General features: G+C 66.5%; 23 protein-coding genes. 20 read left to right on the top strand and 3 right to left on the bottom strand.

Going from position 1 to position 24401, the window contains the following annotated elements:
• Positions 1-5 precede the first annotated feature (5 nt).
• Positions 6-1385: an exodeoxyribonuclease VII large subunit gene (gene xseA / locus AAFN46_RS10895; protein ID WP_347808713.1), complete on the bottom strand. Its 1380-nt coding sequence runs from the start codon at positions 1383-1385 to the stop codon at positions 6-8.
• 99 nt (positions 1386-1484) lie between these two features.
• Between xseA and AAFN46_RS10890 the strand changes: the two genes are divergently transcribed.
• The 7 genes from AAFN46_RS10890 to tadA all read left to right on the top strand — a co-directional run bounded on the left by AAFN46_RS10890 (position 1485) and on the right by tadA (position 8799).
• Complete coding sequence (locus tag AAFN46_RS10890) at positions 1485-2033, top strand: sugar ABC transporter ATPase (protein WP_347808712.1); 549 nt, start codon at positions 1485-1487, stop codon at positions 2031-2033.
• A gap of 73 nt (positions 2034-2106) precedes the next feature.
• Positions 2107-3576: an IMP dehydrogenase gene (guaB, locus tag AAFN46_RS10885; RefSeq protein ID WP_347808711.1), complete on the top strand. Its 1470-nt coding sequence runs from the start codon at positions 2107-2109 to the stop codon at positions 3574-3576.
• A gap of 118 nt (positions 3577-3694) precedes the next feature.
• Entirely contained in the window at positions 3695-5275 is a 1581-nt protein-coding gene (guaA, locus tag AAFN46_RS10880; RefSeq protein WP_347808710.1) for a glutamine-hydrolyzing GMP synthase, read from the top strand.
• Between the two features lie 127 nt (positions 5276-5402).
• Positions 5403-6041 (top strand): DUF1326 domain-containing protein, encoded by a 639-nt coding sequence (locus AAFN46_RS10875; RefSeq protein WP_347808709.1) that lies wholly within the window; start codon positions 5403-5405, stop codon positions 6039-6041.
• A complete protein-coding gene (locus AAFN46_RS10870; RefSeq protein WP_347808708.1) occupies positions 6022-6777 on the top strand; it encodes a DUF2182 domain-containing protein in 756 nt (251 codons plus the stop codon). The genes AAFN46_RS10875 and AAFN46_RS10870 overlap by 20 nt, the downstream gene beginning before the upstream one ends.
• A gap of 104 nt (positions 6778-6881) precedes the next feature.
• A complete protein-coding gene (locus AAFN46_RS10865; protein ID WP_347808707.1) occupies positions 6882-8246 on the top strand; it encodes a multicopper oxidase family protein in 1365 nt (454 codons plus the stop codon).
• 67 nt (positions 8247-8313) lie between these two features.
• Positions 8314-8799 carry a tRNA adenosine(34) deaminase TadA gene (tadA, locus tag AAFN46_RS10860; protein WP_347808706.1) on the top strand — a complete coding sequence of 162 codons (486 nt, stop codon included), beginning with the start codon at positions 8314-8316 and terminating at the stop codon, positions 8797-8799.
• 23 nt (positions 8800-8822) lie between these two features.
• On the opposite strand, the gene mltF is transcribed toward tadA, so the two are convergent.
• On the bottom strand, positions 8823-10295 hold the full coding sequence (gene mltF, locus AAFN46_RS10855) for a membrane-bound lytic murein transglycosylase MltF (protein ID WP_347808705.1): 1473 nt from the start codon (positions 10293-10295) through the stop codon (positions 8823-8825).
• Positions 10296-10478: 183 nt separating this feature from the next.
• Between mltF and purL the strand changes: the two genes are divergently transcribed.
• From purL to AAFN46_RS10840, 3 genes are all read left to right on the top strand, one after another.
• Entirely contained in the window at positions 10479-14375 is a 3897-nt protein-coding gene (purL, locus tag AAFN46_RS10850; RefSeq protein WP_347808704.1) for a phosphoribosylformylglycinamidine synthase, read from the top strand.
• Positions 14376-14452: 77 nt separating this feature from the next.
• The gene (locus AAFN46_RS10845) at positions 14453-14722 is read left to right on the top strand and encodes a CDGSH iron-sulfur domain-containing protein (RefSeq protein WP_347808703.1); all 270 of its coding nucleotides are present in this window, start codon (positions 14453-14455) and stop codon (positions 14720-14722) included.
• 173 nt (positions 14723-14895) lie between these two features.
• On the top strand, positions 14896-15213 hold the full coding sequence (locus AAFN46_RS10840) for a YqfO family protein (protein ID WP_347808702.1): 318 nt from the start codon (positions 14896-14898) through the stop codon (positions 15211-15213).
• A 388-nt stretch (positions 15214-15601) separates the two neighbouring features.
• On the opposite strand, the gene AAFN46_RS10835 is transcribed toward AAFN46_RS10840, so the two are convergent.
• Positions 15602-15808 (bottom strand): hypothetical protein, encoded by a 207-nt coding sequence (locus AAFN46_RS10835; protein ID WP_347808701.1) that lies wholly within the window; start codon positions 15806-15808, stop codon positions 15602-15604.
• Between the two features lie 319 nt (positions 15809-16127).
• On the opposite strand from AAFN46_RS10835, the gene AAFN46_RS10830 reads away from it, so the two are divergent.
• The 10 genes from AAFN46_RS10830 to AAFN46_RS10785 all read left to right on the top strand — a co-directional run bounded on the left by AAFN46_RS10830 (position 16128) and on the right by AAFN46_RS10785 (position 24343).
• Complete coding sequence (locus AAFN46_RS10830; protein WP_347808700.1) at positions 16128-16409, top strand: hypothetical protein; 282 nt, start codon at positions 16128-16130, stop codon at positions 16407-16409.
• 476 nt (positions 16410-16885) lie between these two features.
• A complete protein-coding gene (locus tag AAFN46_RS10825; RefSeq protein WP_347808699.1) occupies positions 16886-17704 on the top strand; it encodes an outer membrane lipoprotein-sorting protein in 819 nt (272 codons plus the stop codon).
• 29 nt (positions 17705-17733) lie between these two features.
• A complete protein-coding gene (locus AAFN46_RS10820; protein WP_347808698.1) occupies positions 17734-19104 on the top strand; it encodes a hypothetical protein in 1371 nt (456 codons plus the stop codon).
• Positions 19105-19114: 10 nt separating this feature from the next.
• Complete coding sequence (locus tag AAFN46_RS10815; protein ID WP_347808697.1) at positions 19115-20041, top strand: ACP S-malonyltransferase; 927 nt, start codon at positions 19115-19117, stop codon at positions 20039-20041.
• A 13-nt stretch (positions 20042-20054) separates the two neighbouring features.
• Positions 20055-21101 (top strand): hypothetical protein, encoded by a 1047-nt coding sequence (locus AAFN46_RS10810; RefSeq protein ID WP_347808696.1) that lies wholly within the window; start codon positions 20055-20057, stop codon positions 21099-21101.
• 10 nt (positions 21102-21111) lie between these two features.
• A complete protein-coding gene (acpS, locus tag AAFN46_RS10805; protein WP_347808695.1) occupies positions 21112-21480 on the top strand; it encodes a holo-ACP synthase in 369 nt (122 codons plus the stop codon).
• Between the two features lie 24 nt (positions 21481-21504).
• Positions 21505-22260, top strand: a complete 756-nt coding sequence (locus tag AAFN46_RS10800; RefSeq protein ID WP_347808694.1) for an SDR family NAD(P)-dependent oxidoreductase — start codon at positions 21505-21507, stop codon at positions 22258-22260.
• A 9-nt stretch (positions 22261-22269) separates the two neighbouring features.
• A complete protein-coding gene (locus AAFN46_RS10795) occupies positions 22270-22851 on the top strand; it encodes a 3-hydroxyacyl-ACP dehydratase FabZ family protein (protein ID WP_347808693.1) in 582 nt (193 codons plus the stop codon).
• A gap of 23 nt (positions 22852-22874) precedes the next feature.
• A complete protein-coding gene (locus AAFN46_RS10790; RefSeq protein ID WP_347808692.1) occupies positions 22875-23165 on the top strand; it encodes an acyl carrier protein in 291 nt (96 codons plus the stop codon).
• 41 nt (positions 23166-23206) lie between these two features.
• On the top strand, positions 23207-24343 hold the full coding sequence (locus AAFN46_RS10785) for an aminomethyltransferase family protein (protein WP_347808691.1): 1137 nt from the start codon (positions 23207-23209) through the stop codon (positions 24341-24343).
• Positions 24344-24401: the final 58 nt, after the last annotated feature.

The raw sequence follows: 24401 nt of genomic DNA, 5'->3' as shown, positions 1-24401 counted from the left end.
CGATATCAGTCGAGCAGGGACAGGGTCACCGGCTCAAGATGGTTGTCCTCGACCCGCACGTCCAGTACGCCTTCGCCCAGGCGCGCCTTGAGGCGCTGGCCGGGCTGGGTCTGGCTGGCGGCGCGGATCGCCTGGCCGCGTTCGTCGAGGAGGATGCTGTAGCCGCGGCCGAGGGTGGCCAGCGGGCTGACGATATGCAGTTGCTGGCTGGCGGCGGCCAGTTGCTGGCGCTGCTGGCGCAGTTGCAACTGGATGGCGCGCGGCAGGCGCGCGGCCAGGCTGTCCAGGCGCTGGCGCAGCAGGGCCAGGGCGCGGCCCGGGTGCTGGGCGTTGAGGCGGCCCTCCAGGCGCGCCAGGCGCTCGTGGCGGCTATTGGTTTGCTGGGCGAAGGCGCGGCGCAGGCGCATATCCAGATCATCCAGGCGCTGGGCCTGCTGGCGCAGGCGCTCGCCGGGGTGGCGCAGGCGCCGGGCCAGGCCGTCCAGGCGCAGGCGCTCGCGGACCAGGCGGCTCTGCAGGCTCAGGGCCAGGCGGCGCTTGAGGCCGTCCAGGCGGCGCTGCAGCTCCGAGCTGTCCGGTGCCAGCAGTTCGGCGGCGGCCGAGGGGGTCGGCGCGCGCACGTCGGCGACGAAGTCGCTGATCGATACATCGGTCTCATGGCCGACGGCGCTGACGATGGGCGTGGCGCAGGCGGCCACGGCGCGCGCCACGGCTTCCTCGTTGAAACACCAGAGGTCTTCCAGCGAGCCGCCGCCGCGGGCCAGGATGATGGCGTCGAAGCCGGCGCGGTCGGCCAGCTCAAGGGCGCGGACGATCTGCGCGGTGGCATCGAAGCCCTGCACGGCGGTGGGCACCAGGGTCAGCGCCACCTGCGGCGCGCGGCGGCGGAACACGCTGATGATGTCGCGGATCACCGCGCCGGTCGGCGAACTGACGATGCCGATGCGCTGCGGGTGGGCGGGCAGGGCGCGCTTGCGTTCGGCGGCGAACAGGCCCTCGGCCGCGAGCTTCTCCTTGAGCGCCTCGAAGGCCAGGCGCAGGGCGCCGTCGCCGGCCGGCTCCAGCATATCGAGGATCAGCTGATAGTCGCCGCGCCCCTCGAACAGCGAGACCTTGCCGCGCACCCGCACCGCCAGGCCGTCTCGCAGGGCCTGGCGCACGCGCGCGGCGTTCTGCCGGAACAGCGCGCAGCGCACCTGGGCCTGGCTGTCCTTGAGGGTGAAATAGATGTGGCCGGAGGCCGGGCGGGCCAGGTTGGATATCTCGCCCTCGACCCAGACCTGGGCGAACACGTCCTCCAGCAGCAGGCGGGCGCGGTTGTTCAGTTGGCTGACGCTGAGTACGTCGCGGTCGAGGCCGAGGCGCTGGAAGGGATCGTTGAGCATGGCGGCATGATAAAGGCTTTACCGCCGGGGCCATAGCCGCTTGACCGGCCCGTCACCGGCATTAAGCTGCGCGCCTTTGTGCGTTTCGGTATGCCTGTCATGAGCGAGCAGATCATCCTCGTCCCCCGCATCTCCAGCCTGCCCGAGCACGAGGCCCGGGCAGGCCTGCTGCTGCGCTGGCTGGTCAGGCGCGACATAGTGGCCGCACTGCCGAGCACCTGCGGCGCCCTGGGCAACGGCATGGCCCATGCCATTGCGGCGGGCGCGCGGGCGATCGCCGAGCGCCCCGAGCGGCTACCCTTCGAGCAGCCGCTCAACGGCCTGCAGATCGTCAGCAAACGCTGCATCTATACGCCGAGCGAAGACTTCCTCGAGGAGGCCGGTTGCCCCGAGTGCCGCCAGGAGATAGGCGAGGCCCTGTTCGACAGCCTCGACGAGTGGATGCCCGGCGACACCGACAACTTCACCTGCCCTGAATGCGGCCACGAGGACGATATCAACGGCTTCCTGTTCCTGCAGCCCTGCGCGTTCTCCAATCTCGGCTTGGTCTTCAACGGCTGGGGCCCGGCCGGCCTGCGCCAGGCCTTCGTCGACGAGCTGGCCGAGCGCCTCGGTTATCCGCTGGCCCAGGTGCGGGTAAAACGCTGAGCGCACATTGAGCGCGGGCGCTCTGCTGGGTATAATGCCGCGCTTCTTATTTTTCCCTCCCGGGAGCCCCGCCATGCTGCGCATCAGCCAAGAAGCACTCACCTTCGACGACGTTCTGCTCATCCCCGGTTATTCCGAAGTCCTGCCCAAGGACGTCAGTCTCAAGACCCGCCTGACCCGTGGCATCGAGCTGAACATCCCGCTGCTGTCCGCCGCGATGGATACCGTCACCGAAGCGCGCCTGGCCATCGCCATGGCCCAGGAAGGCGGCATCGGCATCATCCACAAGAACATGACCATCGAGCAGCAGGCCGCCGAGGTGCGCAAGGTCAAGAAGTTCGAGGCCGGCGTGGTCAAGGACCCGATCACCATCGAGGCTGACGCCACCGTGCGCGACCTGTTCGAGCTGACCCGCCAGCACAACATTTCCGGCGTGCCGGTGCTGTCCAACGGCGATCTGGTCGGCATCGTCACCTCCCGCGACGTGCGCTTCGAGAACCGCCTGGACGCCCTGGTGCGCGACGTGATGACGCCCAAGGAGCGCCTGGTCACCGTGCCGGAAGGGGCCGACAAGGAGACCGTGCGCGAGCTGCTGCACAAGCACCGCATCGAGAAGGTGCTGATCGTCGACGGCGCCTTCAGCCTCAAGGGCATGATGACCGTCAAGGACATCGAGAAGGCCAAGGCTTACCCGCTGGCCAGCAAGGACGACCAGGGCCGCCTGCGCGTCGGTGCCGCCGTCGGCACCGGCGCCGATACCGGTGACCGCGTGGCCGCGCTGGTCCACGCCGGCGTCGACGTGATCATCGTCGACACCGCCCACGGCCACTCCAAGGGCGTGATCGACCGCGTGCGCTGGGTCAAGCAGAACTTCCCGGAAGTCCAGGTGATCGGCGGCAATATCGCCACCGGCGAGGCCGCCAAGGCGCTGGTCGAGGCCGGTGCCGACGGCGTCAAGGTCGGCATCGGCCCGGGCTCCATCTGCACCACCCGCATCGTCGCCGGCGTCGGCGTGCCGCAGATCAGCGCCGTGGCCAATGTCGCCGCCGCCCTGGCCGGCACCGGCGTCCCGCTGATCGCCGATGGCGGCATCCGCTTCTCCGGCGACCTGTCCAAGGCCATAGTCGCCGGCGCCTCCGCCGTGATGATCGGCTCCATGCTGGCCGGTACCGAAGAGGCGCCGGGCGAGGTCGAGCTGTTCCAGGGCCGCTCCTACAAGGCCTATCGCGGTATGGGCTCGCTGGGCGCCATGGCCCAGGCCCAGGGTTCCTCCGATCGCTACTTCCAGGATTCCTCGGCCGGCGCCGAGAAGCTGGTGCCGGAAGGCATCGAGGGCCGCGTGCCGTACAAGGGCGCCATGGCCGCCATCGTCCACCAGCTGATGGGCGGCCTGCGCGCCTCCATGGGCTACACCGGCTGCGCCACCATCGAGGAGATGCGCAGCAAGCCGGAGTTCGTGCGCATCACCGGCGCCGGCATGGCCGAGTCGCACGTGCACGACGTGCAGATCACCAAGGAAGCCCCGAACTACCGGGTCGGCTGAGCCGACTAGCCGCAAGCCGCAAGCCGCAAGCTATAAGCTGGGGCGTTGCGGCTGCAGCGCTCTATTTCAACTTGCAGCTTGCAGCTTGAGGCTTGCAGCTGCCTCGTAGAGGCACCCCATGGCTCACCACGACATTCACGCCCACCGCATCCTCATCCTGGATTTCGGCTCCCAGTACACCCAGCTGATTGCCCGCCGCGTGCGTGAGATCGGCGTGTACTGCGAGATCCATCCCTTCGACATGGCCGACGAGGCGATCCTCGCCTTCGCCCCGCGCGGCATCATCCTCGCCGGTGGTCCGGAGTCGGTGCACGAGGCCAACAGCCCGCGCGCGCCGCAGGCGGTGTTCGACCTCAAGGTGCCGCTGCTGGGCATCTGCTACGGCATGCAGACCATGGCCGAGCAACTCGGTGGCAAGGTGGAAGGCTCCAGCCTGCGCGAGTTCGGCTACGCCCGCGTCGACGTGGTCGGCAAGGCGCGCCTGCTCGACGGCATCGAGGACCATGTGGACGCCGACGGCGTGCTCGGCCTGGACGTGTGGATGAGCCATGGCGACAAGGTCACCGCCCTGCCGGCCGGTTTCCACATCCTCGCCAGCACCCCGAGCTGCCCGATCGCCGCCATGGCCGACGACGGTCGCGCCTATTACGGCGTGCAGTTCCACCCGGAAGTGACCCACACCAAGCAGGGTGGGCGCATCCTCTCGCGCTTCGTGCTGGACATCTGCGGCTGCGCGGCCCTGTGGACCCCGGCCAACATAGTCGAGGACGCCATCGCCAGCGTGCGCGCCCAGGTCGGCGGCTCCAAGGTGCTGCTGGGCCTGTCCGGTGGGGTCGACTCCTCGGTGGTCGCGGCCCTGCTGCACAAGGCCATCGGCGACCAGCTGACCTGCGTGTTCGTCGACAACGGCCTGCTGCGCCACCAGGAGGGCGACCAGGTGATGGCCATGTTCGCCGAGAACATGGGCGTGAAGGTGATCCGCGCCAACGCCGAGGACAAGTTCCTCGGTCGCCTGGCCGGCGTCGCCGACCCGGAGGAGAAGCGCAAGATCATCGGCCGCACCTTCATCGAGGTGTTCGACGAGGAAGCCACCAAGCTGCAGGACGTGCGGTTCCTCGCCCAGGGCACCATCTACCCGGACGTGATCGAGTCGGCCGGCGCCAAGACCGGCAAGGCTCATGTCATCAAATCCCACCACAATGTCGGCGGCCTGCCGGAAGACATGGCCTTCGAACTGGTCGAGCCGCTGCGCGAGCTGTTCAAGGACGAGGTGCGCAAGATCGGCCTGGAGCTGGGCCTGCCCTACGACATGGTCTACCGTCACCCGTTCCCGGGTCCGGGCCTGGGCGTGCGCATCCTCGGCGAGGTGAAGAAGGAATACGCCGACCTGCTGCGCCTGGCTGACCATATCTTCATCGAGGAGCTGCGCAACTTCGACTGGTACCACAAGACCAGCCAGGCCTTCGTGGTGTTCCAGCCGGTGAAGTCGGTCGGCGTGGTCGGCGACGGTCGGCGCTACGCCTGGGTCGTGGCCCTGCGCGCCGTGGAGACCATCGACTTCATGACCGCGCGCTGGGCGCACCTGCCCTATGAACTGCTGGAGAAGGTCTCCAACCGCATCATCAACGAGATCGAGGGCATCTCGCGCGTCACCTACGACGTGTCGAGCAAGCCGCCGGCCACCATCGAGTGGGAGTGAGCGAAAGGGCAGCGCAAGCTGCCCTTTTCGTTTATCCGGTCCACGCAAGATGCCGATTCCATCTAATGAGGCGGGGGGCTGCGGGCCTAAGCTGAGAGGTGATGCGCTTATTCGCGAGGATAGGATCATGGCTTCTCATGTCGATTGGCGGCTGCGCGGCGCGGGCGTCGACCTGTGCAACTGCGATTACGGCTGTCCCTGCCAGTTCAATGCCCTGCCGAGCCATGGCAAGTGCGAGGCGGCGGTGGGCTTTCATATAGTCGAGGGGCACTTCGGCGAGGTTGTGCTCGACGACCTGCATGTCGCCTGCACCTTCGCCTGGCCGGGGCCGATCCACGAGGGGCAGGGCCAGTGCCAGGCCTTTATCGACGAGCGTGCCAGCGAGGCCCAGCGCCAGGCCCTGCTGACCATCCTCAGCGGTCAGGAGCAGGAGCCCACGGCCTTCTTCGCCATCTTCGCCAGCACGCTGGCGACCATGCACGAGCCACAGTTCCTGCCGGTCGAGGTGCTTACCGACCGCGCCGGCCTGACCGCCAGCATCCGCGTGCCGGGGGCCATCGACGGGCGCGCGGAGCCGATTCGCAACCCCATGGACGGCTCGGTGCATAGGGTCAAGGTGGTGCTGCCCGAGGGCTTCGAGTTCACCGAGACGGACTGCGCCAGCGCCAGCTTCCGCACCCAGGGCGCCATCGCCTTGGACTATGCCGGGCGCAACGCCATGCTCTACGACCTGCACATGGGCCCCAATGGCATCATCCGCGCCTAGTCGTTTCGACTGGGGCGCCGTCGGCGCGAGCTCCGGGGTGCTGTCGCTCGGCGCGGCGGCCTGGTACTGGTCGGCGCACCAGGCGGCGGGCATGGCGGCCATGGGCGATATGCCGATGCCGCCGACCCTGTGGCTCTCGGTGCAGGGGCTGCTGGTCTTCGCCATGTGGCTGGTGATGATGCAGGCGATGATGCTGCCGGCCGCGCTGCCGGTGTTCCTGCTCTATCGCCGCTGCCTGCAGCGCGACAGCGCCCGCCCGCTCAAGCAGGCGGTGTTCTGTGCTGCCTACGCCTTGGTGTGGAGCGGCTTCGCCCTGCTCATGACCTTGCTGCAGGCCCTGGGCGAGTGGCTCGGCTGGCTCGACCCCATGGCCCTGCGCCTGCCGCCGCTGCTGGGCGCGCCGATACTGCTGCTGGCCGGCGTCTATCAGATGAGCCAGGCCAAGGCCGCCTGTCTCGCCCATTGTCAGAGCCCGCTGGGCTTCCTCCAGCACCATGCGCGCCCCGGTGCGCTCGGTGCCTGGCGCCTGGGGCTGCATCACGGCCTGTACTGCGTCGGCTGCTGCTGGGCGCTGATGCTGGTGCTGCTGGTAGTCGGCGCGATGAGCCTGTGGGGCATGGCCGCACTGGCGCTGCTGGTGCTGGCAGAGAAGCTGCTGCCCCTGGGCGCGGCCTGGCGCCGGGGCAGCGGCGTTCTGCTGCTCGCCGGCGGCGTGCTGCTGGCACTCTGGCCCTGAGCGGCGCGGCTGCGACATTCCCGCGTTCGACTTGGCCGGTGCCGAGCGCCTAAAATCGCAGCCTTTGTCATTGGCGCTAGAGCGCCGCGCATTGAAGGTGAGCGATGAATCTGAGCCGCAGGCAGGTGGTCGCCGGTCTGGCCGCCCTGGGCGTGGCGGGGCTCGGCGCCGGTGGCGTGCGCTACTGGCTGGGGCGCACGCGGGATGTGGCGAGCCACGACTACGAGCTGATCGCCGCGCCGCTTGATCTGGAGCTGGTGCCGGGGCACAGGACCCCGGCCTGGGCCTACGGCGGCCAGGCGCCCGGCCTGGAGCTGCGCTGCCGGCAGGGCGAGCGCCTGCGCGTGCGCTTCATCAACCGGCTGGAAGTGGAGACCACCATCCACTGGCACGGCATCCGCCTGCCCATCGACATGGACGGCGTGCCCTACGTCTCGCAGCTGCCGGTCAAGCCGGGCGAGTACTTCGACTACGAATTCGTCTGCCCGGACGCCGGCAGCTACTGGTACCACCCGCACACCGCCAGCGCCGAGCAGCTCGGGCGCGGTCTGGTCGGCCCGCTGATCGTCGAGGAACGCGAGCCGAGCGGCTTCGCCCACGAGCGCACGCTGAGCCTGAAGACCTGGCACGTGGACGAGCGGGGCGCCTTCACCGCCTTCTCGCTGCCGCGCCTGGCGGCGCGCGAGGGCACCCGCGGGCGCCTGTCGAGCATCAACGGTGTGCCCAACCCGACCCTGGAGCTGCCGGCCGGGCAAGTGGTGCGCCTGCGCCTGATCAACGTCGACAGCACCGTCACCTACCGGCTCAACCTGCCGGGCGGCGAGGCGCGAATCTATGCGCTGGATGGCAACCCGGTCGAGCCGCGTCCGCTGGGCAAGGACCATTGGCTGGGGCCGGGCATGCGCCTCGACCTGGCGCTGAAGGTGCCGGCGGCCGGTAACGAGCTGCCGCTGCGCAACGGCCCGCTGCGTCTGGCCACCCTGCGCAGCGTGGCCAGCGGCGAGGCGCCCGGCGACTGGCCGCCGCCCCTGCCGGCCAATCCGGTGGCCGAGCCCGACCTGGCTCGGGCCGAGACCCTGCGCTTCAACTTCGAGTGGACCGCCACGCTGGCCGACCCGCGGAAGGGGCCGGCACGCTACTGGCAGATCAACGGCCAGGCCTGGGATATCAACGACAAGCGCTGCGCCGAGCGGCCCATCGCCAGCCTCAGGCACGGCGGCCACTACATCTTCGTGCTGCGCAACATGGCCCAGTACCAGCACCCCATCCATCTGCACGGCATGAGCTTCAAGGTGCTGGACTCCGACCGCAAGCGCATCACCCCCTACTTCACCGATACCTATCTGCTGGGCAAGAACGAGACGGCGCGCATCGCCTTCGTCGCCGATAACCCGGGGGTATGGATGTTCCACTGCCATGTGATCGACCATATGGAAACCGGCCTGATGGCCGCCATCGAGGTGGTATGAGCAGCAAGCTACAAGCCGCAGGCCGCAAGCGGCGGGTGTTGCCCAGCGCCTGCCCCCGGGGGTGGCGATGAGCAGGCCACGGATAGTCGATCGCTCCCGCGATGAGGCATTCATGCGCGAGGCGCTGGAGCAGGCCGCATTGGGCGCGCAACGCGGCGAGGTGCCGGTGGGCGCGTTGCTGGTGCAGGACGGCGAGGTGATAGGGCGTGGTTTCAACTGCCCGATCTCCACCAGCGACCCCAGCGCCCATGCCGAGATGGTGGCAATCCGCGCCGCCGCCGGCGCGCTGCGGAACTACCGCCTGCCCGGCAGCACCCTGTACGTGACCCTGGAGCCCTGCAGCATGTGCGCCGGGCTGATCGTGCATTCGCGCATCGCCAGGGTGGTCTACGGCACCACCGAACCCAAGGCCGGGGTGGCGGTCAGTCGCGGGCAGTTCTTCGAGCAGGCCTTTCTCAATCACCGGGTGCTGATCGAGGGCGGGCTGCTGGCGCAGGAGTGCGGCGAGCTGCTCAGCGCCTTCTTCAAGGCGCGGCGCGGCGGCGAGCGGTAGTCCGGATGCCAGCCACAGCCGGGCTACAGCTGGCTCGGCTCTTCCTTGGGAATGGTCTTGTTCACGCCCGGCACGTGCAGGCCGCTCTCGGCCACCTGGGTGCCTTCCAGCTGCGGCTGGGTCACCCAGTTGAGGATGTCGTAGTAGCGGCGGATGTTGCGCACGAAGTGCACGGTCTCGCCGCCGCGCGCGTAGCCGTAGCGGGTTTTGCTGTACCACTGCTTCTGCGCCAGGCGCGGCAGCATCTTCTGCACGTCCAGCCACTTGTTCGGATTGAGGCCCTCGGCCTTGGCCAGCTTGCGCGCGTCGGCCAGATGGGCGATGCCGATGTTGTAGGCGGCCAGGGCGAACCAGGTGCGGTCCGGCTCTTCCATGTCCTCGGTCAGGCCGCTGTGCACCAGGGCGAAGTACTTGGCGCCGCCGGCGATGCTCTGCCTGGGGTCGAGGCGGTTGACCACGCCCATGGCCTGGGCGGTGTTCTGGGTCAGCATCATCAGGCCGCGCACGCCGGTCTTGGAGGTGGCGTCCGGGGTCCACAAGGATTCCTGATAGCCGATGGCGGCCAGCAGGCGCCAGTCCACCTTGTGCCGCTCGGCGGCCTTCTTGAAGTCCTGCTCGTAGCGCGGCAGGCGCTGCTGCAGGTGCTTGGCGAAGGTATAGGCGCCGACATAGCCGAGCACGTCGACGTGGCCGTAGTAGCGCTCCTTGAGGCGCTTCAGGCTGCCGTTCTGCTCGGCCTGGGCGAGGAAACGGTCGACTTCCTGCAGCAGGCTGCGGTCCTCGCCGGCGGCCACCGCCCAGCCGAGGTCGCGCACCTCGCCCAGGTCGAAGGCCACGCGCACGTTGGGGAAGTACACCTGGTTCATCGCCAGCTCGTTGGAGTCGACCAGGGTCAGGTCTATCTGGCCCTCGTCGACCATGCGCAGCAGGTCGACCACCTCGACCTCGGCGGACTCCTGATACTGCAGTGCGGGCAGGCTGCGCTTCAGCTCGGCCAGCTGCTCGGCGTGGCTGCTGCCCTTGAGCACCATGATGCTGCGCCCGATCAGGTCCTCGGGGCGGGTGGGGCGGCGCTGGCCGTTGCGATAGATGACCTGCGGGGTGACCTGCAGGTAGGAACGGGAGAAGTTGGCTTGCGCCCGGCGCCCGGCGCTGGCCACCAGGCCGGCGGCGGCCAGCGCCGGGCCGTTCGCCTGGTTGAGGCGGGCGAACAGGTCGTCCAGGTTGTCGGCGGTCTCGATGCGCAGCTCGACGCCGAGCTGCTCGGCGAAGCGCCTGACCAGCTCGTACTCGAAGCCGGTTTCGCCGGCGCGGTCCTGGAAGTAGGTGGTCGGGCTGTTGCGGGTGATCACGCGCAGCACACCCTCCTCCTGTACGCGCTCGAGGGTGGTGGGCGGCTTGGCGGCATTGCCGTCGCAGCCCGAGAGCGCCAGGAGGATCAGGGTCGCCAGCAACCAGGCGGTTGAGCGGATGCGCAACGCTATGTAGGCAAGCATCGGCGCAGTATACGCAAAGCCCCGGGGGCGCCATATCTGGACAGCCATCCATGGCTCTGCTAGGCGCTATCGCCACAGGTGCCGCCCGGCGGCGCTTTAGGCTAGAATGCACGGCCTCCAAGAACCTGTTCCGGAGGCCCGTGGCAGGTTCGAAGTACACCCCCTTCTCAGAGGCTGTTCTCCATGTTGATCCTGCGCGGCGCGCCCGCTCTTTCCGCCTTCCGCCACGGCAAACTGCTCTCGCAACTGACCGCCAAGGTCCCCGCCGTGACCGGGCTGTATGCCGAGTTCGCGCACTTCGCCGAGGTGGCCGGCCTGCTCGACGCCAGCGAGGAGCAGGTGCTGGCCCGGCTGCTGCAATACGGCCCGAGCGTGCCGGTGCAGGAGCCCAGCGGCCAGCTGTTCCTGGTCATCCCGCGCTTCGGCACCATCTCGCCCTGGTCGAGCAAGGCCACCGATATCGCCCATAACTGCGGCCTGGCCAAGATCGAGCGCCTGGAGCGCGGCATTGCCTATTACGTCTCGGGCGAGCTGTCCGAGGCCGAGCGCCAGGCCGTCGCCGCCATGCTGCACGACCGCATGACCCAGCTGGTGCTGGGCAGCCTGGAGCAGGCCGCCGGCCTGTTCAGCCATGCCGAACCCAAGCCGCTGACCGCGGTGGATATCCTCGCCGGCGGGCGCGCCGCGCTGGAAAAAGCCAACGTCGACCTGGGCCTGGCCCTGGCCGAGGACGAGATCGACTACCTGGTGAAGAGCTTCGTCGAGCTGGGGCGCAACCCGCACGACGTCGAGCTGATGATGTTCGCCCAGGCCAATTCCGAGCACTGCCGGCACAAGATCTTCAACGCCAGCTGGGATATCGACGGTCAGGCTCAGGAGAAGAGCCTGTTCGGCATGATCAAGAACACCTACCAGATGCACAGCGACGGCGTGCTGTCCGCCTACAAGGACAACGCATCGGTGATCGAGGGCTTTACCGCCGGGCGCTTCTACCCCAACCCGGCCACCCGCGAATACGGCGCCACTCAGGAGCCGGTGCATATCCTGATGAAGGTGGAGACGCACAACCACCCGACCGCCATCGCCCCGTTCCCCGGCGCCTCCACCGGCTCCGGCGGCGAGATCCGCGACGAGGGCGCTACCGGCCGCGGCGCCAAGCCCAAGGCCGGCCTGACCGGTTTCACCGTGTCCAACCTGAATATCCCCGGTTTCCAGCAGCCCTGGGAGAAGCCCTACGGCAAGCCCGAGCGCATCGTCACCGCGCTGGACATCATGATTGAAGGCCCGCTGGGCGGCGCCGCGTTCAACAACGAATTCGGCCGTCCGGCCCTGAGCGGCTACTTCCGTACCTTCGAGCAGGCGGTGAACACGCCGCGCGGCGAAGAAGTGCGCGGCTACCACAAGCCGATCATGCTGGCCGGCGGCATGGGCAACATCCGCGCCGAGCACGTGCAGAAGGGCGAGATCTCGGTCGGCGCCAAGCTGATCGTGCTCGGCGGCCCGGCCATGCTCATCGGCCTGGGCGGCGGCGCCGCTTCCTCCATGGCCACCGGTGCCAGCTCCGCCGACCTGGACTTCGCCTCGGTGCAGCGCGACAACCCGGAAATGGAGCGTCGCTGCCAGGAAGTCATCGACCGCTGCTGGCAACTGGGCTTGGATAACCCGATCAAGTTCATCCACGACGTCGGTGCCGGCGGCATCTCCAACGCCCTGCCGGAGCTGATCAACGACGGCGGCCGTGGTGGTCGCTTCGAACTGCGCGCGGTACCGAACGACGAGCCGGGCATGGCGCCGCTGGAAATCTGGTGCAACGAATCGCAGGAACGCTACGTGATGAGCGTGGATGCCGCCGACTTCGAGCGTTTCAAGGCCATCTGCGAGCGCGAGCGCTGCCCCTTCGCCGTGGTCGGCGAGGCCATCGCCGAGCCGCACCTGACCGTGTCCGATAGCCATTTCGGCAACAAGCCGGTGGACATGCCGCTGGAAGTGCTGCTCGGCAAGCCGCCGCGCATGCACCGCAGCGTGGCCCGCGAGGCCGAGCAGGGCGATGACTTCGACGCCGCCGGCATCGATATCGCGGAAGCGGTGAGCCGCGTGCTGCGTCACCCGGCCGTGGCCAGCAAGAGCTTCCTGATCACCATCGGCGACCGCACCATCACCGGCCTGGTCGCCCGCGACCAGATGGTCGGCCCCTGGCAGGTGCCGGTGGCCGACTGCGCCGTGACCGCCACCAGCTTCGACGTCTACACCGGCGAGGCCATGGCCATGGGCGAGCGTACTCCGCTGGCCCTGCTGGATGCCCCGGCCTCGGGGCGCATGGCGGTTGGCGAGACCATCACCAACCTGGCAGCAGCACGTATCGAGAAGCTGTCCGACATCAAACTGTCGGCCAACTGGATGGCCGCCGCCGGCCACCCGGGCGAGGACGCGCGCCTGTACGACACCGTCAAGGCGGTGGGCATGGAGCTGTGCCCGGCGCTGGGCATCACCATCCCGGTGGGCAAGGACTCCATGTCCATGAAGACCCGCTGGCAGGACGAGGGCGTGGACAAGTCCGTGACCTCGCCGCTGTCGCTGGTGATCTCCGGCTTCGCCCCGGTGCAGGACGTGCGCCAGACCCTGACCCCGCAGCTGCGCCTGGACAAGGGCGAGACTGACCTGATCCTGATCGACCTCGGTCGCGGGCAGAACCGCCTGGGCGGCTCGATCCTGGCACAGACCCATGCCCAGCTCGGCCAGGCCGTGCCGGACGTGGACGACGCCGAAGACCTCAAGGCCTTCTTCGCCGTGATCCAGGGCCTCAACGCCGACGGTCATATCCTGGCCTACCACGACCGTTCCGACGGTGGCCTGCTGACCACCGCCCTGGAGATGGCCTTCGCCGGCCACTGCGGCCTCAACCTGTTCCTCGACGGCCTGGCCGACGACGCCAGCGAACTGGCCGCCGTGCTGTTCAACGAGGAACTGGGCGCGCTGATCCAGGTGCGCCAGGATGCCACCCCGGAGATACTCGCCCAGTTCAGCGCCGCCGGCCTCGGCGACTGCGTGGCGGTGATCGGCCAGCCGGTCAACGACAGCAGCGTGGCCATCAGCTTCAATGGCGAGCCGGTGTTCGCCGGCGAGCGCCGCCTGCTGCAGCGCCAGTGGGCCGAGACCAGCTATCAGATTCAGCGCCTGCGCGACAACGCCGAGTGCGCCGACCAGGAGTTCGACCTGATCCTCGACGAGGACAACCCCGGCCTGTCGGTCAAGCTGAGCTTCGACGTCAACCAGGACATCGCCGCGCCCTACATCAAGAAGGGCGCGCGCCCGCGAGTGGCGATCCTGCGCGAGCAGGGCGTCAACGGTCAGGTGGAGATGGCCGCGGCCTTCGACCGCGCCGGCTTCTCTGCCATCGACGTGCATATGAGCGATATCCTCGCCGGCCGCGTCAGCCTGGAAGACTTCAAGGGCCTGGTGGCCTGTGGCGGCTTCTCCTACGGCGACGTGCTCGGCGCCGGCGAGGGCTGGGCCAAGTCGATCCTGTTCAACGCCCGTGCCCGCGACGGCTTCCAGGCCTTCTTCGAGCGCAAGGACAGCTTCGCCCTTGGCGTGTGCAACGGCTGTCAGATGATGAGCAACCTGCACGAGCTGATCCCGGGGAGCGAGTTCTGGCCGCACTTCGTGCGCAACCGCTCGGAGCAGTTCGAGGCGCGCGTGGCCATGGTCCAGGTGCAGGAGTCGGCGTCGATCTTCCTGCAGGGCATGGCCGGCTCGCGTCTGCCGATCGCCATCGCCCACGGCGAGGGTCATGCCGAGTTCGAGAGCGAGGAGGCGCTGCTGGAGGCCGACCTGTCCGGCACCGTGGCGATGCGCTTCATCGACAACCACGGCAAGGTCACCGAGAGCTACCCGGCCAACCCCAACGGCTCGCCGCGCGGCATCACCGGTCTGTGCAGCCGCGACGGCCGCGTGACCATCATGATGCCGCACCCGGAGCGGGTGTTCCGCGCCGTGCAGAACTCCTGGCGCCCGGACGAGTGGCAGGAAGACGCCGGCTGGATGCGCATGTTCCGCAACGCCCGCGTCTGGGTGGATTGATAGCGGGCCGCTCGCGGCCCCTCTGATGACCCTCTCCCGCGTGCGGGAGAGGGTGCCCCGCAGGGGCGGGAGAGGGCGTGTCAGACCCGCAGGATCCCAAGCTTCCCGAAGTCCGCCAGGTCTCCCCCGGCGAAAGCCATCTGCTGTGCCGCTGCGGGCGCTCGTCCGCACTCCCCGACTGTTCTCCCGGTTGCGCCGAAGGGCTGCGCCTGGAGCCCGTGCGCCAGCAATTTCTGCTGCTTTGTCGCTGTGGCCTGTCGCGGCGACTACCCTATTGTGACGGCAGCCACAATCCGCCGGCCGTGGGCCTGAAGGCGCGCTGGCGGCGCTTCGCCAAGGGCGATTAAGGCCTGTTGGCTTATGGCCAAAGGCTCTACTCAGGCCATGCACTATTGGCCTCTGGCGAACTCCAATACAGAGTTGCGAACTAGGCCACGCGAAATGTCTGAGGCAGAATGCCATTATCGCCTTGGCAGTGCGGCCGTGGGCCGCTGTATTCGTCGATGCTCGGAGGGGCTGGATGTATAAGTTCTGTTTCTATGTGCCGGAAGGCCACCTGGAAGAGGTGAAGGCAGCCGTGTTCGCCGCCGGTGCCGGGCGCATCGGGCAATACGACAACTGCTGCTGGCAGGTGCTGGGCAAGGGCCAGTTCCGCCCGCAGGCCGGTAGTGCACCCTTTCTCGGTCAGCCCGGACGGGTCGAGGAAGTGACGGAGTGGAAGGTGGAGTTGGTGGTGGCCGACGAGCTGATCCACGATGTGGTCAAGGCCATGAAACAGGCCCATCCCTACGAGACGCCGGCCTTCGATGTGTGGCGCCTGTCCGACCTGCAGTTCTGACGCTAAGGCCTGCGTCGTCCATCTGAGCAAGCCGCCTCAGGCCGGACTTCCCAAGAGTCCGCTGCACTGCTCGGGCATCAGTTCCTGTTGTCGGGCCGTTCCGGGATAGACCGCCAATTTGAAGCGGGGGTAGGCCGGCTACCCCCGTTGTGCTTGCAAGCCCCTGAAAGTAGCGCGAGGCATGTCGCGTGCCTCCGCCAGTTGGCCTGTGCGGTTAATTCGTGCATTCAAGTTCGAGTGCCAGGGTTTGCCAGACTAGACGCCGCGACGAGTCGTAGCAGAGCTACGGCGAGGAGCGGCAACGACGTATGGCGAAGCCTGGCGCCGAAATTGGATATTTGAATTAGCCAAACAGGCCACTAGGCAGGGGGGCGTGTCGACAGTTCGCTCATGCCGCTTCGGCATAGAACTCCGGCAGGGACATGCCGGTGTGCTCGTCGATGTCCGGCAGGTCGTAGTGTTCGTGACCACCGAGAGCGCAGTAGACCAGCCAGTGGTGGTCTTGGACGTTGAAGGAGAGTTCGTCGACCACTTCTTCCACTTCGTCCAGGGAATCGATCAGGTAGTCGTGATCAACGGGTTGTGGGTTCAGCATGGCGGTTCCTCCGCGGTAGTGGGACTGGATCGGTCATATGAAATGACTGATAGGTCATCCTGAGAGCATCAAACACTAGACCAGTTTGATGACAGTTTTCAGACGATTTGGTGATGACCGCAGACGCTCGTCGGAAACTAAGCTTCTAACCAGCCACCTTCCAGTAGAATGCCGCCCGCCTAGGCCAGGTCGCTCTCTGTGCAATGCCCGTTCGTGGTGCGCGATGAGGGGCTTCCAGGCGCTCTGCATGGCCCTTACGAGCCGCTCGCCGGTTTTTGGTGCGGGCTCTTTGTGCTCTTGGTGCATTTCGAGGTGAGTCGTGTCCCTGCAGTACCTCTGGAATCTGTTCTCCAGCCACCCCGCCCAATGGCTGAACGGCCTGGCCCTGTTCTTTGCCTTGGCCGGCAGTTGGGTGCTGCTTGCCACCCGGCTGCGTGAGCAGCGGGCGATGACCCATCTGGCCGCGGAGCAGAGCGAAGTCGACGAAGAGGCCTCACTGCTGGATGAGCCGACCCGGCGCATAAACCGGTTCTTCTACCAGTTCGGTGCTATCACCCTGAGCGGGGCTCTGCTGCTGTCTTGGTTCAGCACCGGCTTCTGACGCACCGGTCATCCCGCTTCCTGCGCTTTTCGTCGCACCTCTCGGCGAGCCAAGTCCGTTTGGCATCGACATCGCTCTGTCGCTCGCCCTAGCCCCTTCCCGACGGGGCTGGGGCGGAAAGCTGTCCGCGCAGTTATTGCCCATGTTCCCGCTAGAGAGGCGCTCCAGCCTGGCGTGTGAGGTTCGAGTTTGCGGGTGTGACCTGTTGGTCATAAATGGGTGCGCTGCGTGCGACTCTGTTCTTCGAATAATTATTTTGTCGATATTGATTGGTGTTTATGCTCGTGCAGTAGGCGCCTGAGTGGGCAATACAAGATGGGCGAGGAATTACCGTATTGACACCCATACAATGGCAAAATAGGATGCCCCGGCGTTGAGAGTGACCCATAAGCGACTGTTTGGAAGTCTGTCGCAATAACAATAATAATAATTTTTTTGCATTGCCTAAAATCAACCATGGCGTTGCGGGGGCATGGATGCGATATATATTGGTTTCATTTACTCTTTCCGTGAGTATGCTCTTTCAGTGGTGTGCTCATGCGGCGCAGGCTGAGCGCGCCACGGATCATTCTGAGGCAATTTCCCAAGCGCAAGATCGGCGGGCTGGCGAGATTATTCGACAAGCCGATCGTATTCGCGCTCCGGCCGAACCTTTCCGTTACGCCCTGACCCTCGTGGAAATGAAGGGCGATCAGGAAGTGACCCGGCAAAGTTTCGACGTGGCCATGCGCTTCTATAAGCCGGAGCCCGGGCAAGAAGGCGATGCGCGTGCACTGGTGCGCTTCGTCGATCCGCCTAGCGAAAAAGGCAAGTCGCTATTATCGATATTCGACAAACTTTGGTACTACGAGCCGAAGTTGCGTAGGCCCATTCCCATTTCGCGCCAGCAGCGTCTGGTCGGACAAGTGTCCAATGGCGATGTGGTGGCCACCGATTTCGATCTTTCCTATATCTCCAAGTTGGTCGGCAGCGAAGACTGTGAAGGGCGCAAGTGTTATCGCCTCGAGCTGCAGCGGCGTTGGTCCTATGTGACCTATCCGAAGATCATCTATTGGGTCGACGCCGAGAACTATCGCCCGTACAAGGCCGAATTTCTCGCCACCAATGACAAGTTGATCAAGCGTGCCTGGTACAAGGATTACAAGCCAGCGTTGGGTGTCGAGCGGCCGCACGAAATCTATATCGAAGACAGTCTGAAAAAAGAACAGTACACGCGCATGTTGTATTCCGACGTGCGTTTGGAGGCGGTGCCGGAAGCCTACTTCCAGAAAGAATACTTACTGCGTCTGCGCTGACGATCTGACAGGGAGCGGTAGGTATTCCGATGGTACGGAACGAGTTTCTGTGGGCCGGCGTTTGCCTCGCTCTGGTCGCCGGTGCGGCCAGGGCCGAGCAGTCCTGTAGTGTTTCCGGCTTCGCTGGAGCCGAGGCGGGACGTTCTGCGGTGCGGGATGCGCGGCTGAATCCGGACAAGGATTTCACCCACGCACTGAGCTCCGCGGCGGCCTATGGCGAGTTGAATGGGGATTGCACGGGCGATGCCGCGAAGCTGCACTTCAACCTGTTCGGCGAGCGTTTGCAGACATTCGGCGACAGTGGCAGCGCCCAGTCGAGCGAGGGTCATGACAATCGCGCTTTCGTCCGCGAGGCCTATATATCGCTGGCGCCGCACGAGTCGCTGTTCATCGATATAGGCAAGAAGGATATTCGCAACGGACAGTTCTTCTTCGTCAGTCCGTTGGATTTTTTACAGGCGCCGAGCAATTACTCGGAGCGTGGCACTGTCAATGCGTTGGGCGTGTCCTGGCGCGACACTTATCGCGAAGGCGCGATGGTCGCGCAACTGTCTTGGTTCAGCCAGGCAGGCACACTTGAGTTTGCCGTACTGCCGCAACTTGCCAACCCTTCGCACAAGTCGCGGGTGGCGGACTGGACAACCTTGCAGCGCACCAACTCGATGGAGCGCTACTACCTGTCGTATACCACGGCAGTATTCGAGGACTTCAATCCTCGTGCGGTGCTGGTTGGCGGCGAGAGTTACGCATTCGGTATAGGGACGAGTGGTTTTATCAATGACGACTGGATTCTCAGTGCCGAGTTCTCGGTGAGTGAAGACAGCCAGGTCAGAAAGTTCGACAGGACGGCGCTGGGCAAGTTGCAGTCATTCCAGTTGCCGACCGCAGAAGAGTTTTTCGAAGAGCAGAGTCGGGACCATTACTACCAGTTCGGTGCCGGCCTGAGATACACCACGGATAACAATACTGCCATCTCCCTGGAGTATCTGTTTCAGGATCAGGGTTGGCACCAGCAAGACTGGGATCATTATTTCGACACGCTCGATCTGCTCGAAGGGGCCTATCGAGCGACTGCCGCGGATTTATTCAGAGGTTACCAGCTGTTGTTCGTTCAGGAGGTGGACAACATGGCCCGACGCGACCTGCTGCCGGGGCGTAATTATCTGATGCTGCATCTGGACAAGAACGAAGCGGAGTTGCGCAGGCTGTCCTGGGAAAGTTCCACGATCTACAACATGGAAGATCGCAGCTTTGCCATCAATCTGCACTTCTCTTCGCAGTTGACGCGGCACTTCGAAGTGTACGCGGGGGGCGGTTATCTGGACGGTCCGGATAACAGCGAGTTCGGTCGGTTGGGAAACAGCGGGGTGGGTTATGCAGGCGTTCGAGCGATCTGGTGACAAGGCGGGTGTGGCCCTGCTGTTTCCGGGGCAGGGTACCCAGCATATCGGCATGGGCGAGGAGGTGCGCGATCAGTGCGCCGCCACCGCGCGTGTCTGGGACTGCGCCAGCGATATCGCCGGCTTCGACCTGCGCCGCCTGTGCAGCAAGGGGCCGATGCCCAAGCTGGACAAGACCCAGTACCAGCAGGTGGCGGTGACCTGCGTCAACCTCGCCAGCCTGGTGGCCCTGCGCGAACGCGGCGAGCCGCCGGTGGCGGCGGTGGCCGGGCACAGCGTCGGCGAGTTCTCCGCGCTGTTCGCCGCCGGCGTGCTGGGCATGGAGGACGTGTTCCGCGCCGTGGCCGCCCGTGGCCGCATCATGCAGGCGCTGGCGGAGCAGAGCGACGGCGCCATGTACGCCATCAAGGGCGTCGGCCGCGACGCCATCGCCGAGCTGATCGCCGCTCACGAACTGGCCGACGGCATCACCGTGGCCAATGACAACTCGCCACGCCAGCAGGTGATTTCCGGCAGCAAGCAGGCCCTCAAGGAGCTGCTGCCGGCATTGCTGCGCGCCGGTTTCGAGCAGGTCAAGCTGCCGGTCAACGGGGCCTGGCACAGCTCGCTGATGCTGCCCGGGCGCGACGACTTCCAGGCGGTGATCGACGGCCTTGAGTTCGCTGCGCCGCAGCTACCGCTGTATACCAACCAGGCGGCGGCAGCCGTCGCCGATATCGAGCAGATTCGCCGCGATCTGGTGGTCAATCTCTACTCCACCGTGCGCTGGCGCGAAACCATGCAGGCCCTGGTGGCCGCCGGCGTCGGCGGCTTCCTCGAAGTCGGCCCGAAGAAGGTCCTGGGCCGCCTGCTGCAGGACTTCACCGAGCTGCAGCCGCTGCCGCCGGTGAGCCATGTCTCCGACCATCTGGCGCCGCACGCGGCGCTGGCCGACTGAGGGCGCCCGGGACATGTTGCCGACCTTCCGCCAGCACGCCGGTCGCTATGGCTTCGGCCTGTGCCTGGGTGTCAGCCTGCTGTGCCTGCTGATGACCTTCGCCCTGCTGCGCAACAGCCAGGCCCCGGGCCTGCTGGAGCTGCTGCCGGCCGGCTTCGCCATCGCCTTCGGCGTCACCCTCGGCGCCTCCCGCGATGCGCCGGGCTACTGGATCTATGCGGCGCGCGCGCTCAAGTTCATGGTCCTGCCGGCGGAGCTGCAGCAGCTGCAACGGATGCGCATCGGACCGCTGGTCGCCGCGCTCAATCCGCTGCAGCGGCCGCTGAGCCTGCCGCTGCTGCTGGGCGGCCTGATCACCTTGCTGCTGTGGGCCGGGCTGACCCTGGTGCCGGCCTATCCGGCGGCGGTGGCGCTGCTGGTGCTCGGCCTGCTGTTCCCGCTGCTGCTGGCCCTGCTGCTCACCGGCAGCGCGTCCTACTTCATGGTGCTGGCCAGCGACCAGGGCGAGAACGCGCTGTTGCCGCACATGCGCCGCCTGCGCGACGCCGGGCGCTACCGCGTCGAGGACCTGGGCGTCAGCCTGTCGATCAGCCTGGCGCTGATCTGGCCGCTGCACAACCGCGCCGACTTCGACCTGCAGGGCGGCTACGAGCGACCGCAGTTCGTCGTGGCCGCGATGATCCTGGGCTGGATAGTCACCTTCTTCATGCTGCTCGGCGCCCGCCGCTCGCGCCTGCATGCGGCGGTGGGCGAGCGCCTCTCGGCCTTGCTGCGCAATGTGCCGCACGACCAGGTGGCGGGCGGCGGGCGCGGGTTGCCGCGCATGGCCCTGTACTACGCCCTGGTCGGCCTCTGGGCCCTGCTGCTCTGCTGGGTGCTGGCGCGGTTGCCGCAGCCGCTGCCGTTCCCGCTGTTCTGCGCGCTGCTGCTGGTCGTCCCGGGCTGGGCCTTCTGGCACGAGCGCGGCCTGACCATCAGCCGCGACGCCGAGCAGGCCGGCCAGTTCATCGACGAGCTGGGCGTGCAGCCGGTGGCCGCCGGCATGCCGCAGCGGCCGTAGGGGAGGGCACATGCATATCGGCATCGACATCGTGGAGATCGAACGCATCCGCACCGCCAGCCGGCGCAGCGGCGAGGGTTTTCTGACTCGGGTGTACACGGCGCAGGAGCGCGACTACATCGGCGACGCCGAGGCCAACGCCGAGCGCGCGGCGGGCATCTGGGCGGCCAAGGAGGCGGCGGTCAAGGCACTGGGTACCGGGTTTCGCGACGGCATCCAGTTCCACGACCTGCGTGTCGAGCATGAGGGCTCGGGGCGGCCGTACCTGGTGTTCGCCGGGCGCTTCCAGGAAGAAATGCAGCGGTGCGGGCTGACCGCGGCGAGTTTGAGCATATCCCACTGCGCAACCCACGCGGTGGCGGCGGTTGTGCTCGGGTGATAACCACAAGATAGGGCTAGGGCAATGGCAAGTTATACGGATTTGCAGGGGAAGGTCGCCTTGGTGACCGGCGCCAGCGGCGATATCGGCCTGGCGGTGTGCGAGAAGCTGCTGGAGGACGGTTGCAAGGTGTACGCCACCTACAACAACAACCCGGCGCGGCTCGGCGAGCTGGCCGACCGCCAGGAGTTCGCCGGGCGTCTGCTGACGCTCAAGTGCGACATCACCAACAAGGATGAACTGGACGCCGCCATGGTGCGGATCGAGGAGGCCGACGGCAAGCTCGACGTGCTGGTGAACAACGCCGGCAAGTACCGCGACAACCTGTTCTCGATGATGGATTTCGACGAGTTCGACGACGTCGTCAAGACCAACCTGTACGGCACCTTCATGGCCACCAAGGCCTGCCTGCGCCTGCTGCGCAAGGCCAAGCAGGCGGCGGTGGTCAACGTCTCGTCGATCGCCGGCATGACCAACAGCTTCGGCCAGACCAACTACAGCGCTGCCAAGGCCGGGATGATCGGCTTCACCCGCACCCTGGCCGGCGAGCTGGGCGCCAAGGGGGTGCGGGTCAACGCCGTGGCCCCCGGTCTGATCGAGTCGGTGATGACCAAGCGCGTGCCGCGCAACGTGATCCGCCAGACCCTCTCGGTGATTCCCCTGCAGCGCATGGGCGAGACCCGCGAAGTGGCCGAGGCCATCGCCTTCCTCTGTTCCAGCTCCTCGAGCTACGTCGTCGGCCAGACTCTGGTGGTCGATGGCGGCCTGATCATGCGTTAAGGAGGCCCCATGGCCGACTCCGAAGAAAGTCTCGTCGCACCCTCGATGCTCATGAAGATGGGCCCCTGGCGCTATCCGTTCTTCCTGGTCGACAAGATCTGCGAGTTCAAGCGCGGCTCGCGCGGCTATATCACCGCGGTGAAGAACATCTCCTTCAACGAACCGCAGTTCACCGGGCACTTCCCGGAGAGCCCGATCATGCCCGGCGTGCTGATCGCCGAGGCGATGGGCCAGACCAGCGACTACCTGACCCTGCTCACCGCCTTCTGCGAGGAGTACGAGCAGCGTTTCGACTGCGACCTGTCGGCCCGCCGCGACCTGCAGAAGGCTCTGCACAGCGAGGACGGCATGGCGATCATCGCCGCCATTCGCAAGAAGTGGGGCGGTGTGCTGGCCTCCCAGGACCTCAAGTTCAAGAGCGTGGTGCTGCCCGGCGACACCCTGTTCATGCGCAGCGAGCTGATCATGAAGGACCCGGCCGGCTTCAGCCACTTCAAGGTCGAGGCCCGCGTCGGCCGGCGCGTCACCACCGCCGGCAAGGTCGCCAACTTCTGGTTCGACATGACTAAACCACTCAACTACCCGGGCTGAGGCCCATCCGCGAGGACCACCCCATGGACAAGCAACTGCAAGACGCCATCGCCCAGCGCCGGGCCGTACTGGACAAGCTCAAGGACAGCCTGATCGACCGCCTCAACCTGTACCAGAACCGCGCCCAGATCGACGACGACACCCCGCTGTTTGGCAGCGGCCTGAAGCTCGACTCGGTGGATGCCACCGAGCTGGTGGTGATGCTCGACGAGGAATTCGGCGTGCGCGTTTCCGAGGGCGACGACCCGTCCTACATGCGCAACGTCAACTCGCTGGCCAACTTCATTCTGCAGCGCCAGGCCACAGCCGCCTGATCCCTGCCACTCAGACTTCGAGGGACATAATGATGAATCCGATGGAAGCCGTTCACCAAGCCGCCGGCGCCACCCTGGGCGAACGCAATGGCGTGCGCATCCCGCTGCACTACGGTCAGCCCGCCGCCGAGCACCAGGCCTCGCGCAAGAACATCCTGATGGTCGACTACTCGCACTTCGGCATCGTCGAGGTGCAGGGCGACGAGGCCTACGATTTCCTCAACCGCGTGGTCGGCGGCGACCTCTCGGTGATCCGCGACGAGCAGGCGCTGTACACGGTGCTGCTGGACGACAAGGGCCAGATCGTCACCGACCTCTACGTGCTGTGCGACGACGAGCGCTTCCTGCTGCTCACCGAATGGGTGCAGGGCGACAAGCTGGCCGCCAGCCTGCAGGCTCTGGTCGGCGAGGAAGAGGTCGAGATCGCCGCCAAGAACGAACTCGGCACCCTGCTGTTCGAGGGCCCCTACAGCTGGGAGCTGATGGCCGAGCTGTTCGGTTTCGACGTGCTCGGTCTGCCGTTCATCGAGTTCATGCATGTCGATGACGTGACCCTGCTGCGTGCCGGCAAGCACGGCGAGTTCTCCTACAAGGTGCTGGCGCCGCGCGAGGCCATCGCCGAGCTGTGGCAGCGCGCCCTGGAGGCCGGCGCCAAGTTCGACCTGAAGGCCGGCGGCATCGAGTTCCAGAGCCGTTCGCGCCTGGAGAACCCGTGCTGGGATCCGGCCCTGGTCGGTGAGTTCAGCCGCTGCCCGATCGAGCTGCAGTTGCAGTGGGCGGTGCGCTACGACAAGGACGAGTTCGTCGGCAAGGACGCCCTGCTGGCCAAGCTGGAGGAAGGCACCGCGCAGCGCGTGGTGGGCTTCGTGGTCAAGGGCGACGGTGCCGCCGCCAATATCGGCGACAGCATCTACAGCGGCGACAGCGCCATCGGCAAGGTGATCACCCTGGGCTGGTCCGAGGGCGTGCAGGCACATATCGGCCAGGCCCTGCTGGACAGCGAGTACGCCTATGCCGGCCTGGAGGGCTATGCCATCGACGCCAGCGGCGCGCGCGTCGCCATCAGCACCTCGGCGATCCCCTTCCTGCAGAACTTCAGCTTCCTGGTCAACCCGGCCGAGCACAGCTACGTCGACCCGTCGCGGCCGAAGAGCCTGCTGGAGCAGCAGGCGCAGTAACGACAGCAATCAGCCACAGCCGGGCGGGCCGCCGCAGCGGGCGGCCCGTGCCACAGGT

This window comes from Pseudomonas sp. CAU 1711 (genome assembly GCF_039888625.1).
In the GTDB taxonomy this organism is placed as follows: domain Bacteria; phylum Pseudomonadota; class Gammaproteobacteria; order Pseudomonadales; family Pseudomonadaceae; genus Aquipseudomonas.
Note: the sequence above shows the minus strand (reverse complement) of the source record. Positions and strands in the feature narration are given on the sequence as shown.

What these genes read in the sequence shown, in the direction of transcription:
- AAFN46_RS10875 (WP_347808709.1), top strand. Translation starts at nt 5,403, where the DNA reads ATGGCTTCTCATGTCGATTGGCGGCTGCGCGGCGCGGGCGTCGACCTG.
- AAFN46_RS10835 (WP_347808701.1), bottom strand. Translation starts at nt 15,808, where the DNA reads ATGCTGAACCCACAACCCGTTGATCACGACTACCTGATCGATTCCCTG.
- AAFN46_RS10785 (WP_347808691.1), top strand. Translation starts at nt 23,207, where the DNA reads ATGGAAGCCGTTCACCAAGCCGCCGGCGCCACCCTGGGCGAACGCAAT.
- AAFN46_RS10825 (WP_347808699.1), top strand. Translation starts at nt 16,886, where the DNA reads ATGCGATATATATTGGTTTCATTTACTCTTTCCGTGAGTATGCTCTTT.
- AAFN46_RS10800 (WP_347808694.1), top strand. Translation starts at nt 21,505, where the DNA reads ATGGCAAGTTATACGGATTTGCAGGGGAAGGTCGCCTTGGTGACCGGC.
- xseA (WP_347808713.1), bottom strand. Translation starts at nt 1,385, where the DNA reads ATGCTCAACGATCCCTTCCAGCGCCTCGGCCTCGACCGCGACGTACTC.
- AAFN46_RS10820 (WP_347808698.1), top strand. Translation starts at nt 17,734, where the DNA reads ATGGTACGGAACGAGTTTCTGTGGGCCGGCGTTTGCCTCGCTCTGGTC.
- guaB (WP_347808711.1), top strand. Translation starts at nt 2,107, where the DNA reads ATGCTGCGCATCAGCCAAGAAGCACTCACCTTCGACGACGTTCTGCTC.
- AAFN46_RS10840 (WP_347808702.1), top strand. Translation starts at nt 14,896, where the DNA reads ATGTATAAGTTCTGTTTCTATGTGCCGGAAGGCCACCTGGAAGAGGTG.
- AAFN46_RS10870 (WP_347808708.1), top strand. Translation starts at nt 6,022, where the DNA reads ATGGCATCATCCGCGCCTAGTCGTTTCGACTGGGGCGCCGTCGGCGCG.
- acpS (WP_347808695.1), top strand. Translation starts at nt 21,112, where the DNA reads ATGCATATCGGCATCGACATCGTGGAGATCGAACGCATCCGCACCGCC.
- tadA (WP_347808706.1), top strand. Translation starts at nt 8,314, where the DNA reads ATGAGCAGGCCACGGATAGTCGATCGCTCCCGCGATGAGGCATTCATG.
- AAFN46_RS10790 (WP_347808692.1), top strand. Translation starts at nt 22,875, where the DNA reads ATGGACAAGCAACTGCAAGACGCCATCGCCCAGCGCCGGGCCGTACTG.
- AAFN46_RS10865 (WP_347808707.1), top strand. Translation starts at nt 6,882, where the DNA reads ATGAATCTGAGCCGCAGGCAGGTGGTCGCCGGTCTGGCCGCCCTGGGC.
- guaA (WP_347808710.1), top strand. Translation starts at nt 3,695, where the DNA reads ATGGCTCACCACGACATTCACGCCCACCGCATCCTCATCCTGGATTTC.
- AAFN46_RS10890 (WP_347808712.1), top strand. Translation starts at nt 1,485, where the DNA reads ATGAGCGAGCAGATCATCCTCGTCCCCCGCATCTCCAGCCTGCCCGAG.
- mltF (WP_347808705.1), bottom strand. Translation starts at nt 10,295, where the DNA reads ATGCTTGCCTACATAGCGTTGCGCATCCGCTCAACCGCCTGGTTGCTG.
- purL (WP_347808704.1), top strand. Translation starts at nt 10,479, where the DNA reads ATGTTGATCCTGCGCGGCGCGCCCGCTCTTTCCGCCTTCCGCCACGGC.
- AAFN46_RS10795 (WP_347808693.1), top strand. Translation starts at nt 22,270, where the DNA reads ATGGCCGACTCCGAAGAAAGTCTCGTCGCACCCTCGATGCTCATGAAG.
- AAFN46_RS10810 (WP_347808696.1), top strand. Translation starts at nt 20,055, where the DNA reads ATGTTGCCGACCTTCCGCCAGCACGCCGGTCGCTATGGCTTCGGCCTG.